The 16,695-nt window shown below is 69.6% G+C and carries 13 protein-coding genes; 8 read left to right on the top strand and 5 right to left on the bottom strand.

Annotated elements, in window-relative coordinates:
- Nucleotides 1-28: 28 nt before the first annotated feature.
- From G3I54_RS27275 to G3I54_RS27240, 8 genes are all read left to right on the top strand, one after another.
- A complete protein-coding gene (locus G3I54_RS27275; protein ID WP_164618106.1) occupies nt 29-949 on the top strand; it encodes a sugar ABC transporter permease in 921 nt (306 codons plus the stop codon).
- A complete protein-coding gene (locus tag G3I54_RS27270) occupies nt 949-1,893 on the top strand; it encodes a carbohydrate ABC transporter permease (RefSeq protein ID WP_164618104.1) in 945 nt (314 codons plus the stop codon). The genes G3I54_RS27275 and G3I54_RS27270 overlap by 1 nt, the downstream gene beginning before the upstream one ends.
- A 225-nt stretch (nt 1,894-2,118) precedes the next feature.
- Nucleotides 2,119-3,318 carry an ROK family transcriptional regulator gene (locus tag G3I54_RS27265; protein ID WP_030079755.1) on the top strand — a complete coding sequence of 400 codons (1,200 nt, stop codon included), beginning with the start codon at nt 2,119-2,121 and terminating at the stop codon, nt 3,316-3,318.
- Nucleotides 3,319-3,438: 120 nt separating this feature from the next.
- Nucleotides 3,439-4,551 (top strand): sugar ABC transporter substrate-binding protein, encoded by a 1,113-nt coding sequence (locus G3I54_RS27260; RefSeq protein ID WP_164618102.1) that lies wholly within the window; start codon nt 3,439-3,441, stop codon nt 4,549-4,551.
- Nucleotides 4,552-4,829: 278 nt separating this feature from the next.
- Nucleotides 4,830-5,618, top strand: a complete 789-nt coding sequence (locus G3I54_RS27255; protein ID WP_030079750.1) for an ATP-binding cassette domain-containing protein — start codon at nt 4,830-4,832, stop codon at nt 5,616-5,618.
- On the top strand, nt 5,615-6,949 hold the full coding sequence (locus G3I54_RS27250; protein WP_343240428.1) for a sugar ABC transporter permease: 1,335 nt from the start codon (nt 5,615-5,617) through the stop codon (nt 6,947-6,949). The genes G3I54_RS27255 and G3I54_RS27250 overlap by 4 nt, the downstream gene beginning before the upstream one ends.
- 164 nt (nt 6,950-7,113) lie before the next feature.
- Complete coding sequence (dxs, locus tag G3I54_RS27245) at nt 7,114-9,027, top strand: 1-deoxy-D-xylulose-5-phosphate synthase (RefSeq protein ID WP_164618100.1); 1,914 nt, start codon at nt 7,114-7,116, stop codon at nt 9,025-9,027.
- Nucleotides 9,028-9,217: 190 nt separating this feature from the next.
- Nucleotides 9,218-10,684 (top strand): amino acid permease, encoded by a 1,467-nt coding sequence (locus G3I54_RS27240; RefSeq protein WP_164618098.1) that lies wholly within the window; start codon nt 9,218-9,220, stop codon nt 10,682-10,684.
- On the opposite strand, the gene G3I54_RS27235 is transcribed toward G3I54_RS27240, so the two are convergent.
- The 5 genes from G3I54_RS27235 to G3I54_RS27215 form a co-directional block, all read right to left on the bottom strand.
- A complete protein-coding gene (locus G3I54_RS27235) occupies nt 10,681-11,064 on the bottom strand; it encodes an NTP pyrophosphohydrolase (protein ID WP_164618096.1) in 384 nt (127 codons plus the stop codon). The two genes, G3I54_RS27240 and G3I54_RS27235, sit on opposite strands and share 4 nt — an antisense overlap.
- Before the next feature lie 39 nt (nt 11,065-11,103).
- Nucleotides 11,104-12,189 (bottom strand): LCP family protein, encoded by a 1,086-nt coding sequence (locus G3I54_RS27230; RefSeq protein ID WP_164618094.1) that lies wholly within the window; start codon nt 12,187-12,189, stop codon nt 11,104-11,106.
- A gap of 214 nt (nt 12,190-12,403) precedes the next feature.
- The gene (locus G3I54_RS27225) at nt 12,404-14,533 is read right to left on the bottom strand and encodes a 3-hydroxyacyl-CoA dehydrogenase NAD-binding domain-containing protein (RefSeq protein ID WP_164618092.1); all 2,130 of its coding nucleotides are present in this window, start codon (nt 14,531-14,533) and stop codon (nt 12,404-12,406) included.
- A complete protein-coding gene (locus G3I54_RS27220; protein WP_003965524.1) occupies nt 14,530-15,756 on the bottom strand; it encodes an acetyl-CoA C-acyltransferase in 1,227 nt (408 codons plus the stop codon). The genes G3I54_RS27225 and G3I54_RS27220 overlap by 4 nt, the downstream gene beginning before the upstream one ends.
- Nucleotides 15,757-15,948: 192 nt before the next feature.
- Nucleotides 15,949-16,659 (bottom strand): ferritin-like domain-containing protein, encoded by a 711-nt coding sequence (locus G3I54_RS27215; protein WP_164618090.1) that lies wholly within the window; start codon nt 16,657-16,659, stop codon nt 15,949-15,951.
- Between the last annotated feature and the right edge of the window lie 36 nt (nt 16,660-16,695).

Raw genomic sequence — 16,695 nt, 5'->3', positions numbered from 1 at the left:
CAGCACGGGAAGGTCGGAGTCGGTAACGATGCAACACGGTAAATACCGGTTCATAATCGGGTTCTTGGTGGTCCCGATGGCGTTGTACGTCATCTTCGTCATCTGGCCCTTCATCCAGTCCATCTACTACTCGTTCACGGACTGGACGGGGCTGAGTCCCGACTTCAAGATGGTCGGGTTCGACAACTACACCAAGATGCTCGACGACGACATCTTCTGGAAATCGCTGCAGCACAGTGTGCTGCTGGCCGTTCTGCTGCCGCTGGTGACGCTCGGGCTCGCGCTCTTCTTCGCCTTCATGCTCAACGTGGGCGGGCGGCGCCGCAAGGGCGCCGCCGTCACCGGCGTGCGGGGCTCGGGCTTCTACAAGATCGCGTACTTCTTCCCGCAGGTGCTCTCGATCGCGATCGTGGCCATCCTGTTCCAGTTCGCCTTCGACCCGGCCCAGGGCATGATCAACGGCACGCTCAAGGCCGTGGGGATCAGCGACGTACCGGACTGGCTGGGCGATCCGAAGCTGGCCCTGTGGTGCATCATGGCGGTCCTCGTCTGGTGCACGACCGGCTTCTTCGTGGTGCTGTTCTCCGCGGGCATGGCCTCCATCCCCAAGGACTTCTACGAAGCCGCCCTGCTGGACGGGGCGAGCCGCTTCACGACCTTCTTCCGGATCACGCTGCCCCTGCTGTGGGACACGGTCCAGTCCGGCTGGGTCTACATGGGCATCCTGGCGCTCGGCGCCGAGGGCTTCGCCATCGTCCACATCATGAGCGTCGGTCCCGGTGGGCCCGACTACTCGACCACCGTCCTGCCGCTGTACGTCTACCAGTCGGCGTTCCGTGACGGACAGGCGGGCTACGCGACCACGATCGGTGTCGCCCTGCTCATCGTGACCCTGGCGTTCGCCGCCATCGTCATGCGGGTGGGCCGGCGCGAGCGGCTGGAGTTCTGATGAAGACCACTGACACCCCTCCCTCCGACGCCACCGGGCCCCTGTCCGACGCGGCCGGGGTTCCGGCCCAGCGCACCGGTCCGGTCGCCAAGGGCGCCCCGCAGCCCGCGAAGAGCAGCGAGGGCCAGGTCCTCAACGTCTTCTCGCACGGCATGCTCGTGCTCTGGGCGATCATGGTCGTCCTGCCGCTGTTCTGGGCGGTGATGTCCTCGTTCAAGACCGACTCGGACATCTTCAACACTCCGTGGTCGCTGCCGAGTTCGCTGAACTTCGACAGCTGGGGCCGGGCCTGGAGCCAGGCCCATATGAGCGAGTACTTCCTGAACACCATCCTGGTGGTGGGCGGTTCGCTCGTCGGCACCCTGGTCCTCGGGTCGATGGCCGCCTATGTGCTCGCCCGCTTCGAGTTCCCGGGCAACCGCTTCATTTACTTCTTGTTCGTCGGCGGCATGAGCTTCCCGATCATGCTGGCGCTGGTCCCGCTGTTCTACGTCATGGACAACATGGGGCTGCTGAACACGATCCACGGCCTGATCCTCGTGTACATCGCGTACTCGCTGCCGTTCACCGTGTTCTTCCTGACCTCGTTCTTCCGTACGCTGCCGACCTCGGTGGCGGAGGCGTCGATCATCGACGGGGCCTCGCACACTCGCACGTTCTTCCAGGTCATGCTGCCGATGGCCAAGCCCGGCCTGATCAGCGTCGGCATCTTCAACTTCCTGGGGCAGTGGAACCAGTACATGCTGCCGACGGTGCTGAACACCGACCCGGAGAAGCGGGTGCTGGCCCAGGGCCTGGTGGAGCTGGCCTCCAGCCAGGGCTACAAGGGCGACTACTCCGGCCTCTTCGCCGGCCTGGTGATCGCGATGCTGCCCGTGCTGGCCGCCTACATCATCTTCCAGCGCCAGGTCGTCTCCGGTCTGACGGCGGGCGCCCTGAAGTAGGTCACATCCCGGACACGGCCCGGTGCCCCGGCGGAGGATTTTCCCGCCGGGGCACCGGGCCGTCCGCGCGCGGATGAGCCCCTGCCCGCTCAGGTCTTGACGGGAGGTACCCCCAAACGGTCAGCTTAGAGTTCACATGTTGGAGGAAGCCGGGGTCTCATCGCTGCGGCCCCGGCCGGGGCGGTCCTCAGGGACCGCCCGCCAAGGGCAGGAGTGGATGAGTCGATGGAGACTCCCGGGTCGCAGACATCGCTGCACAGGGCCAATCTGGAGCGGGTCGTACGCGCCGTACGGATGGCGGGATCGCTCACCCAGGCGGAGATCGCCCGGAGCACCGGGCTCTCCGCAGCCACGGTCTCCAATATCGTCCGGGAGCTGAAGGACGGCGGGACGGTCGAGGTCACCCCCACCTCGGCGGGCGGCCGCCGGGCCCGCAGCGTCTCGCTCAGCGGCGACGCGGGCATCGTCATCGGCGTCGACTTCGGCCATACGCATCTGCGCGTCGCCGTCGGCAACCTCGCCCACCAGGTGCTGGCCGAGGAGTCCGAGCCGCTGGACGTCGACGCCTCGTCCGCGGAGGGCTTCGACCGGGCGGAAGTGCTGGTCAAGCGGCTGATCGAGGCCACCGGCATCGGCCCGGACAAGGTGATCGGCATCGGGCTCGGCGTGCCCGGCCCCATCGACGTCGAGTCCGGCACGCTGGGCTCCACCTCGATCCTGCCGGGCTGGACGGGCATCAACCCCAGCGAGGAGCTCTCCGGCCGCCTCGGCGTGCCCGTGTACGTCGACAACGACGCCAACCTCGGGGCGCTCGGCGAGCTGGTCTGGGGCAGCGGGCGGGGCGTCAAGGACCTCGCGTACATCAAGGTGGCCAGCGGTGTCGGCGCCGGTCTGGTGATCGACGGGACCATCTACCGGGGCCCCGGCGGCACAGCCGGCGAGATCGGGCACATCACGCTCGACGAGTCGGGCCCGGTCTGCCGCTGCGGCAACCGCGGCTGCCTGGAGACCTTCACCGCCGCCCGCTACGTCCTGCCGCTGCTCCAGCCCAGCCACGGCCCCGGGCTCACCATGGAGCGGGTGGTGCAGCTGGCCCGGGAGGGCGATCCGGGCTGCCGCCGGGTGATCGGGGACGTGGGCCGCCACATAGGCAGCGGCGTGGCCAACCTGTGCAATCTGCTCAACCCCAGCCGGGTGGTGCTCGGCGGCTCGCTGGCGGAGGCCGGGGAGCTGGTCCTGGGGCCCATACGGGACTCCGTGTCGCGTTACGCGATCCCCAGCGCCGCCCGGCAGCTCTCGGTACTCCCCGGCGCGCTCGGCGGCCGTGCCGAAGTGCTGGGCGCCCTCGCCCTGGTGCTCAGCGAGATGGGGGATTCAACCCTTTTGGAGAGCACCCTCCCCGCAGCGACTCCTGCCTTCACTTAGATAACGAATGGCACCGTTGTCATCTCGTTAAGGATTTACTCCTTGACGCTGACGCTGCGGCCGAGTTGACTTCCAGCCACCTCGGCCGCAACGTCGCGGCCTCGTCAGGGAGGTTCGAGAATGAACACGCGTATGCGTCGTGCCGCCGTTGCCGTTGCCGCCACCACGATGGCGATCTCGCTGGCCGCTTGCGGGAGCGCCAAGGAGTCCGGCGACAAGGCCGAACAGGGCTCGGAGAAGAAGGGCAACGACCTGAAGATAGGTCTGCTCCTCCCCGAGAACCAGACGGCCCGTTACGAGAAGTTCGACCGGCCGATCATCGAGAAGAAGATCGACGAGCTCACCGACGGCAAGGCGAAGGTCACCTACGCCAACGCCAAGCAGGATGCGAACACGCAGGCTCAGCAGGTCGACACCATGATCACCAACAAGGTCGACGCCCTCATCCTGGGCTCGGTCGACTCCAAGGCGATCGCCAACAGCGTCAAGAAGGCCAAGGACGCCGGCATCCCCGTCGTCGCCTTCGACCGCCTCGCCGAGGGCCCCATCGACGCCTACACCTCCTTCGACAACGAAGAGGTCGGCCGGGCCCAGGGCACCGCCCTGCTGGAGGCTCTGGGCGACAAGGCCGACGGCGGCACGATCGTGATGATGAACGGCGCGATCACCGACCCGAACGCCGCGCTCTTCAAGAAGGGCGCCAAGTCCGTCCTCGACGGCAAGGTGAAGTACGGCAAGGAGTACGACACCAAGGAGTGGAAGCCGGAGAACGCCAACGCCAACATGGAAGCGGCGATCACCGCGCTCGGCAAGGACAAGATCGACGGCGTCTACTCCGCCAACGACGGCATGGCGGGCGGCATCATCACCGCCCTCAAGGGCGCCGGCCTCTCGCCGCTCCCGCCGGTCACCGGCCAGGACGCCGAGCTGGCGGGCGTGCAGCGCATCGTCTCCGGTGAGCAGTTCATGAGCGTCTACAAGTCCTACCCGGCCGAGGGCATCGTCGCCGCGGAGATGGCCGTCGCCCTCGCCAAGGGCGAGAAGCTCGACTCCATCGCCACCTCCACGGTCGACAGCGCCACCACGAAGGGCATCCCGACGGTCCTCGTCCCGGTCGTCTCGCTGACCAAGGACAACATCCAGGACACCGTCATCAAGGACGGCATCTGGACGCTGGACGAGATCTGCACGGCCAAGTACAAGGCCGCCTGCGACAAGATCGGCCTGAAGTAGCGTCCCGGGACCCGGCCCGCCCCCGAGCCGCCGGGTCCCGCCCGCCGCAACGCCCACCGCGCCCGCGCGGAGGGTGAAGCGGCCCCACCGCCCGCGCCCGCGAGTGCCGCACACCGGCCCGCGCGCGCCACGAAGCCTGTCCGGCGCCCCGCACACCAACCGTCCCGCTACCGGGCGGGGCGCCGGACGGAACGCTCACACCTCATCTGTTCTCTTTGCTCGACACCGCCGCGCCTTCCCCCGGGTGCGGCATCCCCGCCGGTCAGGCGGCGAAGGAGATGGTTCATGTGTCCGCTACGCCCGTGTTGGCGTTGCGAGGGGTCTCCAAGCGATTCGGTGCCGTACAGGTACTCACCGATGTAGAGCTTGAGGTCCACGCCGGCGAGGTGGTCGCCCTGGTGGGCGACAACGGCGCCGGTAAATCAACGCTGGTCAAGACGATCGCCGGAGTGCACCCCATCGATGACGGTGTCATCGAGTGGGAGGGCAGGGCCGTGCAGATCGACAAGCCGCACGACGCCCAGAACCTCGGCGTCGCGACCGTCTATCAGGACCTCGCGCTGTGCGACAACATCGATGTCGTCGGCAACCTCTACCTCGGCCGGGAGCTGCGCAGGTTCGGCGTCCTCAACGAGGTCGAGATGGAGCGCCGCTCCCGTGAGCTGCTCTCCACGCTCTCCATCCGCATCCCGAGCGTCCGCATCCCGATCGCCTCGCTCTCCGGCGGTCAGCGCCAGACCGTGGCCATCGCCCGGTCGATGCTCGGCGAGCCCAAGCTCGTCATCCTCGACGAGCCGACCGCCGCCCTCGGCGTCGAGCAGACCGCCCAGGTCCTCGACCTCGTCGAGCGGCTGCGCGAGCGCGGTCACGCGGTCATCCTCATCAGCCACAACATGGCCGATGTGAAGGCCGTCGCCGACAAGGTCGCCGTGCTCCGGCTGGGCCGGAACAACGGTGTCTTCGATGTGAAGACCACCTCCCAGGAAGAGATCATCTCCGCCATCACGGGCGCCACGGACAACGCCGTGACCCGACGTGCGGCGCGCAACGCGGAGGTTTCCAAGTGACCACCGACGAGACCACCAACCCGGTGGACAAGAACAGCACCTCGCTGGACAAGGGAACGGCCGTCGCGGACACGCCGCCGGTCGGCAACCCGGACGCGGCCGAGGGCGCCGCCACGGTCGTCGACCCCCGGCTGCTCATCCGCGAGCAGGGCTTCGCCGGATACCTCACCGAGTTCAAGCGCAAGATCAGCGGCGGTGACCTGGGCTCGATCCCGGTGGTCGTCGGCCTCGCGATCATCGCCATCGTCTTCCAGAGCATGAACTCCGAGTTCCTCTCCGCGAAGAACATCAGCGACATCGCGGTCACCATGGTCGCCACCGGCATGATGGCCGTGGGCATCATCTTCGTCCTGCTGCTCGGCGAGATCGACCTCTCGGTCGGCTCCGTCTCCGGTGTCTCCGGCGCCCTCGTCGCGGTGCTCAGCGTCACCCAGGGCCTGAACGAATGGCTGGCGATCCTCGTCGCCATCGTCAGCGGTGCGGTGATGGGCGCGATCCACGGCTTCTTCTTCGCCCGGATCGGGGCGCCCGCCTTCGCCGTCACCCTGGCCGGCCTGCTGTTCTGGCTCGGCTTCATGCTCCAGCTGCTCGGTGACTCCGGCACGATCAACCTGGACGGCGAAGGGGTGGTCGGCAAGCTGACCACGTACTACTTCACCGACGTCGCCGCCGCCTACGGGCTCGCCGCCATCGCGGTCATCGGCTACTTCGCCGCCGCCTTCCTGGACACCCGCCGCCGCGAGGCGGCCGGCATCCCGGCCCGCCCGATCGCCGACATCGTGGTGCGCACCGCCGTCCTCGCGGTGTTCGCCTTCGCCGCCGCGTACATGTTCAACCAGTACCGCGGCCTGCCGCTCGCCCTGGTCCTCTTCCTGATCGTCCTGGTCGGCACTGACTTCGTGCTCCGCCGCACGGCCTACGGGCGGAAGATCTTCGCGCTCGGCGGCAGCGTCGAGGCCTCCCGGCGCGCCGGCATCAACGTCACCGCGATCCGTATCTCCGTCTTCTCCATCGCGGGCACCTTCGCGGCGATCGGCGGCCTGTTCTGGGCCTCCAAGATCGCGGCGGCCAACCAGGGCTCCGGCACCGGCGACCTCCTGATGAACGTCATCGCGGCGGCCGTCATCGGCGGCACCAGCCTCTTCGGCGGCCGCGGCCGCACCTGGAACGCGCTGCTCGGCGTCATGGTCATCGTCTCCATCCAGTACGGACTGTCGCTGGAGGGCATCGCCACGCCGATCCAGTACATGGTCACCGGCGCCGTGCTTCTCGCCACGGTCGTCATCGACTCCGTCACCCGTAAGACCCAGAAGACCGCGGGCCGCGCCTGACCGCGGAACCGCGCAGGTGCCCGGCGCCCCACGGGGGTGCCGGGCACCTGCGCGTGCCCGGCCTTCGACGTTCGAACACAGGCTCCCGCTGCCCACGTCCGGCGGTGGAACATTAGACTCATCGGATCGGCACGCTCGATCAGCTCAAACGCAAGGAGGCACGGGTGGATCTGCTGACCCGCATCAAGGGACCGCGCGACCTGGACCGGCTCAGCCTCGGTGAGCTGGAGCAGCTCGCGGAGGAGATCCGCACCTTCCTCGTGGACGCGGTGTCCAAGACCGGCGGGCACCTCGGCCCCAACCTGGGCGTCGTCGAGCTCACCATCGCCCTGCACCGGGTCTTCGAGTCGCCCCAGGACCGGGTGCTCTGGGACACCGGCCACCAGAGCTACGTCCACAAGCTGCTCACCGGCCGCCAGGACTTCTCCCGGCTCAAGAGCAAGGGCGGCCTCTCCGGCTACCCCTCCCGTGCCGAGTCCGAGCACGACGTCATCGAGAACAGCCACGCCTCCGGCGTCCTCGGCTGGGCCGACGGCCTCGCCAAGGCGAACGAGGTCCTGAAGAAGGACGACCACGTCGTCGCGGTCATCGGTGACGGCGCGCTCACCGGCGGTATGGCCTGGGAGGCGCTGAACAACATCGCCGCCGCCAAGGACCGCCCGCTCGTCATCGTCGTCAACGACAACGAGCGCTCCTACGCACCGACCATCGGCGGCCTGGCCAACCACCTCGCCACGCTCCGTACGACCGACGGCTACGAACGGTTCCTGGCCCGCGGCAAGGACATCCTGGAGCGCACGCCCGTCGTCGGCCGCCCGCTGTACGAGACCCTGCACGGCGCCAAGAAGGGCCTCAAGGACTTCATCGCCCCGCAGGGCATGTTCGAGGACCTCGGCCTGAAGTACGTCGGCCCGATCGACGGCCACGACATCGAGGCCCTGGAATCCGCTCTCCAGCGCGCCAAACGCTTCGGCGGCCCGGTCATCGTGCACTGCCTCACCGAGAAGGGCCGCGGCTACACCCCGGCCCTCCAGGACGAGGCCGACCGCTTCCACGCGGTCGGCAAGATCCACCCGGACACCGGCCTGCCGATCTCCACCTCCGGCCTCGACTGGACCTCCGTGTTCGGCGAGGAGATGCTCAAGCTCGGCCAGGAGCGCGAGGACATCGTCGCGATCACCGCGGCCATGCTCCAGCCCGTCGGCCTCGGCAAGTTCGAAGAGGCCTTCCCGGACCGGATCTACGACGTCGGCATCGCCGAGCAGCACGGCGCGGTCTCCGCGGCGGGCCTCGCCACCGGCGGACTCCACCCGGTCTTCGCGGTCTACGCCACCTTCCTCAACCGCGCCTTCGACCAGGTCCTGATGGACGTCGCCCTGCACAAGTGCGGCGTCACCTTCGTCCTGGACCGGGCCGGCATCACCGGCACGGACGGCGCCTCGCACAACGGCATGTGGGACATGTCGATCCTCCAGTGCGTGCCCACCCTCCGGATCGCCGCCCCGCGCGACGCCGACCAGGTCCGCGCCCAGCTGCGCGAGGCCGTCGCCGTCGACGACGCGCCGACTGTGGTCCGCTTCTCCAAGGGTGCGGTCGGCCCCGCCGTCAAGGCGGTCGGCAAGGCCGGCGGCATGGACATCCTGCGCGAGCCGAAGGCGGCCCGCCCGGACGTCCTGGTCGTCTCCGTCGGCGCGCTCGCCCCGATGTGCCTGGAGATCGCCGACCTGCTGGACGCCCAGGGCATCTCCACCACCGTCGTCGACCCCCGCTGGGTCAAGCCCGTCGACGAGGCGCTCGCCCCGCTCGCCGAGCGCCACCGGGTCGTCGTCACGGTCGAGGACAACAGCCGCGCCGGAGGTGTCGGCTCGGCCGTCGCCCAGGCCCTGCGCGACGCCGGGGTCGACGTACCGCTGCGCGACTTCGGCATCCCGCCGGTCTTCCTCGACCACGCCTCGCGCGGTGAGGTCATGGCAGAGATCGGACTGACCGCACCGGACATCGCCCGGCAGGTCACCGGCCTGGTCGCCAAGCTCGACGGCCGCTTCGAAAGCCGCGCGGTCGAGCCCGCCCGCGACTGACGCGCTCGCCTTCGTACGGCCGATGGGCCGGGCGAACCGCCCCTGTACGGGTGGTTCTCCCGGCCCATTCGCGTGAAACGGGCCGGATGGCGCGTTCCCGCGCCGAACGTGTCCGAATCATGGCGTTCACAACGAATGCGTGGAGGTAACGCAGGTGAGCGCGCAGGTCACACCACCCCGCGGAAACGGTATGTTCCGCACCAAGTCCGTCGAACAGTCGATCCGGGACACCGAGGAGCCGGAACACGCGCTCAAGAAGTCCCTCTCCGCCCTGGACCTGACGGTCTTCGGCGTCGGCGTCATCATCGGCACCGGCATCTTCGTCCTCACCGGCCAGGTCGCCAAGGAGACGGCCGGCCCCGCCACCGCCATCGCGTTCGCCGTGGCGGGCGTCGTGTGCGCGCTGGCCGCGCTCTGCTACGCCGAGTTCGCCTCCACCGTCCCGGTGGCCGGTTCCGCGTACACCTTCGCGTACGCCGCGCTGGGCGAGCTGGTGGCCTGGATCATCGGCTGGGACCTGGTGCTGGAGTTCGCGCTGGGCACCGCGGTGGTCGCGGTCGGCTGGTCCGGCTACGTCCGCTCACTGATGGACAACGTCGACTGGACGATGCCCGAAGTGCTCTCGGGACCGGATGTGGCGGAAGGGTTCGGCTTCGACATCCTGGCCTTCGCCCTGGTGCTGGTGCTGACCGCCATCCTGGTCGTCGGCATGAAGCTGTCCGCCCGGGTCACCTCGGTCGTGGTGGCGATCAAGGTCGCGGTGGTCCTCATGGTGATCATCGCGGGCCTGTTCTTCATCAAGGCCGAGAACTACAAGCCCTTCATCCCGCCGGCCGAGAAGCAGCCCGCCGGCTCGGGCTGGGACGCGCCGCTCGTGCAGCTGATGTTCGGCTACGAACCCACGAACTTCGGCATCATGGGCATCTTCACCGCCGCCTCCATCGTCTTCTTCGCCTTCATCGGCTTCGACGTGGTGGCCACCGCCGCCGAGGAGACCAAGCTGCCCCAGCGCGACATGCCGCGCGGCATCCTCGGCTCGCTGATCATCTGCACGGTGCTCTATGTGGCGGTCTCGCTCGTGGTCACCGGTATGCAGCACTACAGCGAACTCTCCGTCAGCGCCCCGCTCGCCGACGCCTTCAAGGCCACCGGGCACCCCTTCTACGCGGGGCTGATCAGCTTCGGCGCGGCGGTCGGCCTCACCACGGTCTGCATGATCCTGCTGCTCGGCCAGACCCGGGTCTTCTTCGCGATGAGCCGCGACGGGCTGCTCCCGCGCTTCTTCTCCAAGACGCACCCGCGCTTCCGCACGCCCTACCGCCCGACGATCCTGCTGGGCGTGCTGATCGCGATCATCGCCGGGTTCACGAGCATCGAGGAGCTGGCCACCCTGGTGAACATCGGCACGCTCTTCGCGTTCGTCGTCGTCGCGCTCGGCGTCCTGGTCCTGCGCCGCACCCAGCCGGACCTGCCCCGCGCGTTCCGCACCCCGTGGGTGCCGGTGCTCCCGATCGTCTCGGTGGCCGCCTCGGTCTGGCTGATGCTCAACCTGCCGGTGGAGACCTGGGTGCGCTTCGGCGCCTGGATGGTCCTCGGAGTGGTCATCTACTTCGTGTACGGGCGCTCCCACAGCCTCCTGGGCAAGCGGGGCCGCTAGGGCCGTACCGTACGGGGCCCGGCGCACCGGGCCCCGTACGCCTCGACCCGCTGCCGCAGCCCGCGGTCGGCGGTGACGACGACGCAGTCGCGGTCCGGGGCGGCCCGGGCCGCCAGCTCGGCGATCAGGTCGTCGCCGCTTCCGGGGGCCGATGCGACCCGGACCCCGGCCACGGAGGCGACGCCCCGGGCGGCCCCTTCGACGACCAGCACCAGCTCGACGGGGCCGGGCAGCCCGGGCAGCCCGGCCGCCGCGTACGGGACCAGCGCGTCCCGCAGGCGTACCGCGGCCCCGTGCCGGTCCCGCCACCACCCGTCGGGCACGGAGCCGACCACATTGGCCCCGTCCACGATCACCAGCGCCGTTCCGTCGTCGCTCATTTCGGCAGGGTGTCACGGCGAGCGCGGTACGACGGACCGTCAGCCGCCGGTGGCGGGGGACTTCTTGGCTTCCTCGGGGATCGTGCCGTCCTCGCGGATCGCCTTCCACAGCTGACCGGACTGCGGCTCGGACGCGATCACGCGGTTCGGGTCGATCTTGTCGTACGCCACCGGCAGCATGATCGTCTCCATCGAGCCCGGGTCGACGCCGTTCATCGAACGGGCGAACTCCGCCAGCGAGGTGAGCGAGGCGAGCCCGGAGTCGGTGGTGAGCGCCTTGGTGGCCGAGTCGGCGACCTTGTAGGAGCTCGCCGGACTGCCCAGCAGGTCCTGCGACTTGACCTCGCTCAGCAGGGCCAGCAGGAACTGCTGCTGGAGTCCGATGCGGCCGAGGTCGCTGCCGTCGCCGATGCCGTGCCGGGTACGGACGTACGCGAGGGACTCGGTGCCGTCCAGCTTCTGCGGGCCGGCGGTGAGGTGCAGTCCGCTCGCCTTGTCGTCGATGTCCTGCGGTACGTCGACGGTGACGCCGCCGATGGCGTCGACCAGGTCCTTGAACCCGGCGAAGTCGATCTCCAGGTAGTGGTCGATGCGCACGCCGGACATCTTCTCCACCGTCTTCACCACACAGGCCGGACCGACCTGCGCGTAGACGGAGTTGAACATGACGCGCTCCTCGGCGGACACGGTGGACCCGTTGTCGCCGACGCACTCGGGCCGGGCCACCAGGGTGTCGCGCGGGATGGAGACGGCGACGGCCTTCGACCGGCCCTCGGGTATGTGCACCACCATCGCGGTGTCGGAGCGGGCGCCGCCGACGGCCCCGCCGCCGCCCAGCTCCCTGTTGTCCGCCCCGGCGCGCGAGTCCGAGCCGAGGACCAGCAGGTTCTGCCCGCTGGTGGGCAGCTTCTCCGGGCGGTCCTCGCCGAGCGCCTTGTCGATGTCGACGCCCTTGATGTTCCCGTCGAGCCGGCTGTAGAGCCAGTAGACGGTACCGCCGGTGGCGAGCAGCAGGACGAGCAGGACGCCGACCGTGATCTTGAGGCCGCGGCGGCGCTTGCGGGGCTTGGCCAGGCGTCGGGAGGCGCGGGGGCCCGGTGTCGGTGTCGTCTCGTCGTTGCTCATCGTGTCGAGTCCTCAAATCTCATCGCCCAGGAGGCAGTGGAGTGCGTGGGGACTCGGGTGGGGGGTGTGACCGGTCCGTGAATGTTCGACTGACCGAGCACTATAGAACAGTTGATCGCACGTGTGGCGGACTTCTGCCGCCCGGACGCGCGCTCGGGCCGTACAGGAGAGGAAGTCCTGTACGGCCCGAGTACGTCTGTTACGTGCGGAGCGGTTACGCCGGGACGCTCGCCACGCCCTGCGCCAGGAACGGCTTGCCGTTCACCCGCTGGGAGACGCCCTCACGGTCCAGGTACGGCGTGATGCCGCCCAGGTGGAAGGGCCAGCCCGCACCGGTGATCAGGCACAGGTCGATGTCCTGCGCCTCGGCGACGACGCCCTCGTCCAGCATCAGGCCGATCTCCTGCGCCACCGCGTCGAGCACGCGGTCGCGGGTCTGCTCCTCGGTGAGGACGGTGTCGCCCTGCTTGAGGAGGGCGGCGACCTCGGGGTCGAGGACCGGCGCACCGGAGTCGTAGACGTAGAAGCCGCGCTTGCCGGCCTTCACGACCGCCGCGAGGTTCTCGGAGACCGTGAAGCGCTCCGGGAAGGCGCGGTTCAGGGTCTCGGAGACGTGCAGGCCGATCGCCGGGCCGACCAGCTCCAGGAGCACCAGCGGGGACATCGGCAGGCCGAGCGGCTCGACGGCCTTCTCCGCGACCTCGACCGGGGTGCCCTCGTCGATGACGTTCTGGATCTCGCCCATGAAGCGGGTGAGGATGCGGTTGACGACGAACGCCGGGGCGTCCTTCACCAGGACCGCGGTCTTCTTCAGCTTGCGGGCCACACCGAACGCCGTCGCCAGCGAGGCGTCGTCGGTCTGCTCGCCGCGCACGATCTCCAGCAGCGGGAGGATCGCGACCGGGTTGAAGAAGTGGAAGCCGACGACCCGCTCGGGGTTCTTCAGCTTCGACGCCATCTCGGTCACCGACAGCGAGGAGGTGTTGGTGGCGAGGATCGCGTGCGCCGGGGCGACCGCCTCGACCTCCGCGAACACCTGCTGCTTGACGCCGATCTCCTCGAAGACGGCCTCGATGATGAAGTCCGCGTCCGCGAAGCCCTCGGCCTTGTCGAGGACGCCGGAGACCAGGCCCTTGAGCCGGTTGGCCTTGTCCTGGTTGATGCGGCCCTTGCCGAGCAGCTTCTCGATCTCGGCGTGGACGTAGCCCACACCCTTGTCGACGCGCTCCTGGTCGATGTCCGTGAGGACGACCGGGACCTCCAGGCGGCGCAGGAACAGCAGCGCCAGCTGCGAGGCCATCAGACCCGCGCCGACGACGCCGACCTTGGTGACCGGGCGGGCCAGGCTCTTGTCCGGGGCGCCGGCCGGGCGCTTGGCGCGCTTCTGGACCAGGTTGAAGGCGTAGATGCCGCTGCGCAGCTCGCCGCCCATGATCAGGTCCGCCAGCGCTTGGTCCTCGGCGTCGAAGCCGGCGCTCAGGTCGCCGTCCTTCGCCGCCGCGATGATGTCCAGCGCGCGGTACGCGGCCGGGGCCGCGCCGTGCACCTTGGAGTCGGCGATGGCCCGGCCACGCGCGACGGCCGCGTCCCAGGCGTCACCGCGGTCGACCTCGGCGCGCTCGACGGCGACCGTGCCCTTGAGCACGTTCGCGGTCCACACGAGCGACTGCTCCAGGAAGTCCGCACCCTCGAACAGCGCGTCCGCGATGCCGAGTTCGAAGACCTGCTTGCCCTTGAGCTGACGGTTCTGGTTCAGCGAGTTCTCGATGATCACCGAGACCGCGCGGTCCGCGCCGATCAGGTTCGGGAGCAGCGCGCAGCCGCCCCAGCCGGGAACCAGGCCGAGGAAGACCTCGGGCAGCGAGAACGCCGGGAGCGCCTTGGAGACGGTGCGGTAGGTGCAGTGCAGACCGACCTCGACACCGCCGCCCATGGCCGCGCCGTTGTAGTACGCGAACGTCGGCACCGCGAGACCGGAGAGGCGGCGGAAGACGTCGTGGCCGCCCTTGCCGATGGCCAGCGCGTCCTCGTGGCGGCTCAGCAGCTCGACGCCCTTGAGGTCGGCGCCGACCGCGAAGATGAACGGCTTGCCGGTGATGCCGACACCGGTGATGGTGCCCTCGGCGGCCTCCTTCTCGACCTGGTCGATCGCGGCGTTCAGGTTCGCCAGCGACTGCGGTCCGAAGGTGGTCGGCTTGGTGTGGTCCAGGCCGTTGTCCAGCGTGATGAGCGCGAACCGTCCGGCGCCGGCCGGAAGGTCGAGGTGACGTACGTGCGCCTGCGTGACGACCTCGCCGGGGAACAGCTCGGCCGCACCCTTCAGAAGCTCAGTGGTGGAGCTCACTTGTTGCCTCCGTCAGCGTTGAAGTGCGGGTTCTCCCAGACGACCGTGGCGCCCATGCCGAAGCCGACGCACATGGTGGTCAGGCCGTAGCGGACCTCGGGCTGCTCCTCGAACTGCCGGGCCAGCTGCGTCATGAGCCGGACACCGGAGGAGGCCAGCGGGTGACCGTAGGCGATCGCGCCACCGTACTGGTTGACGCGGGCGTCGTCGTCGGCGATGCCGTAGTGCTCCAGGAAGGCGAGCACCTGCACGGCGAAGGCCTCGTTGATCTCGAAGAGACCGATGTCCTCGATGGACAGACCGGCCTGGGCCAGCGCCTTCTCCGTCGCCGGGATCGGGCCGTAGCCCATGACCTCCGGCTCGACGCCCGCGAAGGCGTAGGAGACCAGGCGCATCTTGACCGGGAGGCCCAGCTCGTTGGCGACGTCCTCGGCGGCGAGCAGCGAGGCGGTGGCGCCGTCGTTGAGACCCGCGGCGTTACCGGCCGTCACGCGGCCGTGGGCGCGGAAGGGGGTCTTGAGGCCCGCGAGGGACTCCATGGTGGTGCCCGGGCGCATCGGCTCGTCGGCGGTGACCAGGCCCCAGCCCGTCTCACCGGCTTCGGCGTTGGTGCGGCGCACCGAGACCGGCACCAGGTCCTGCTGGATCTTGCCGTTGGCGTACGCCTTGGCGGCCTTCTCCTGCGAGCGCACCGCGTAGGCGTCGGCGCGCTCCTTGGTGATCGTGGGGTAGCGGTCGTGCAGGTTCTCCGCCGTCATGCCCATGAACAGGGCGGACTCGTCGACCAGCTTCTCCGACACGAAACGCGGGTTCGGGTCGACGCCCTCGCCCATCGGGTGGCGGCCCATGTGCTCGACGCCACCGGCCACGACGACGTCGTACGCGCCGAAGGCGATGGAACCGGCCGTCGAGGTGACGGCGGTCAGCGCGCCCGCGCACATGCGGTCGATCGAGTAGCCGGGGACGGACTGCGGCAGACCGGCCAGGATTCCGGCGGTACGGCCCAGCGTGAGGCCCTGGTCCCCGATCTGCGTGGTCGCGGCGATGGCGACCTCGTCGATCTTTTTGGGGTCCAGGTCCGGGTTGCGGCGCAGCAGCTCCCGGATGGCCTTCACGACGAGGTCGTCGGCGCGGGTCTCGTGGTAGATGCCCTTCGGGCCCGCTTTGCCGAACGGGGTGCGGACGCCGTCGACGAAGACGACGTCCCGGATGGTACGAGGCACGGTGGCTCTCCTCCAGGGTGCGGGATGGCACTGCTGCGGGGCACGCCACGGGGGCGCACCGCCTGCCATCATGCTACTTGCGGGTAACCAGACTGCCCACCCCCCACGGCCGGAGCGTCGAAGGTCACACCGGCCCGGCGGGCGGCACGGGCCTCCCCGGGCGCCCCCGCCGTACGTTCCCGACCCCGCCGCTCACCGCATGGACGCCGCGATCGGCCCCGAGGACCGGACCACCTCCACCACGAACCGCCGCCGCCCGACCCCCAGCCGCCGCAGCGCCGGACCGTGGTCCACGGCCACCACCGCCGAGGCCGCCGCCAGACCGGCCCGCCACCCGGAGGTCACCAGGACCCGCACCGGCGGCGGCAGCGGGCGCAGCGCCCGGCGCAGCCGATGGCAGTGGAAGGGCACATGCCGCTCCTCGTCGGCCAGGATCCGCGCCGCCACCTCCCGCGTCAGCGCGTCCTCGCCGCCGTCCCGCAGCGCCCGGTAGTACCGCAGCGCGACCACCTCCGCGATCATCAGGACCAGCAGTTCGAGGCGGAGCCCCAGGGCCCGGCGCAGCGCCACGAAGATCCGGTCGCTCCAGTGCGAGGCGATCACCGGCGTGCCGCCCGCGGCGAGCAGGAGCGCCAACAACCTGGCGTGATTTCGCTCCTCCGCGACGAACATCCGCACCGCCGACGCGTACTCCGCGTCACCGGCCGCCTCCGCTTTGGTGATCAGCTCGGCCCCGTCGCCGTCCTCGCCGACCTGGAAGCGCTGCACACTGCGCCGGATCGCGGGGTGCGGTCGCACCCCGGTCCGCCAGTCCGGATCGCCGCGCTCCGCCCGCTCCAGCCGCGCTTCCTCGAAGGCCCGTATCCAATCGCCGTACGCCGCGACGTCCCTGCCCGTGCCCATGCCCGTCCCCCGTGATCCCGGTGATTCCTGTGGCTC

The sequence above is a fragment of the Streptomyces sp. SID14515 genome (assembly GCF_010548505.1).
GTDB classification, from domain to species: domain Bacteria; phylum Actinomycetota; class Actinomycetes; order Streptomycetales; family Streptomycetaceae; genus Streptomyces; species Streptomyces caviscabies.
Note: the sequence above shows the minus strand (reverse complement) of the source record. Positions and strands in the feature narration are given on the sequence as shown.

Bases quoted from the DNA above. Each gene is read 5' to 3' on its own strand.
- G3I54_RS27235 (WP_164618096.1), bottom strand. From the start codon at position 11,064: ATGAGCGACGACGGAACGGCGCTGGTGATCGTGGACGGGGCCAATGTG.
- G3I54_RS27230 (WP_164618094.1), bottom strand. From the start codon at position 12,189: ATGAGCAACGACGAGACGACACCGACACCGGGCCCCCGCGCCTCCCGA.
- G3I54_RS27275 (WP_164618106.1), top strand. From the start codon at position 29: ATGCAACACGGTAAATACCGGTTCATAATCGGGTTCTTGGTGGTCCCG.
- G3I54_RS27240 (WP_164618098.1), top strand. From the start codon at position 9,218: ATGTTCCGCACCAAGTCCGTCGAACAGTCGATCCGGGACACCGAGGAG.
- G3I54_RS27265 (WP_030079755.1), top strand. From the start codon at position 2,119: ATGGAGACTCCCGGGTCGCAGACATCGCTGCACAGGGCCAATCTGGAG.
- G3I54_RS27215 (WP_164618090.1), bottom strand. From the start codon at position 16,659: ATGGGCACGGGCAGGGACGTCGCGGCGTACGGCGATTGGATACGGGCC.
- G3I54_RS27270 (WP_164618104.1), top strand. From the start codon at position 949: ATGAAGACCACTGACACCCCTCCCTCCGACGCCACCGGGCCCCTGTCC.
- G3I54_RS27255 (WP_030079750.1), top strand. From the start codon at position 4,830: ATGGTTCATGTGTCCGCTACGCCCGTGTTGGCGTTGCGAGGGGTCTCC.
- G3I54_RS27260 (WP_164618102.1), top strand. From the start codon at position 3,439: ATGAACACGCGTATGCGTCGTGCCGCCGTTGCCGTTGCCGCCACCACG.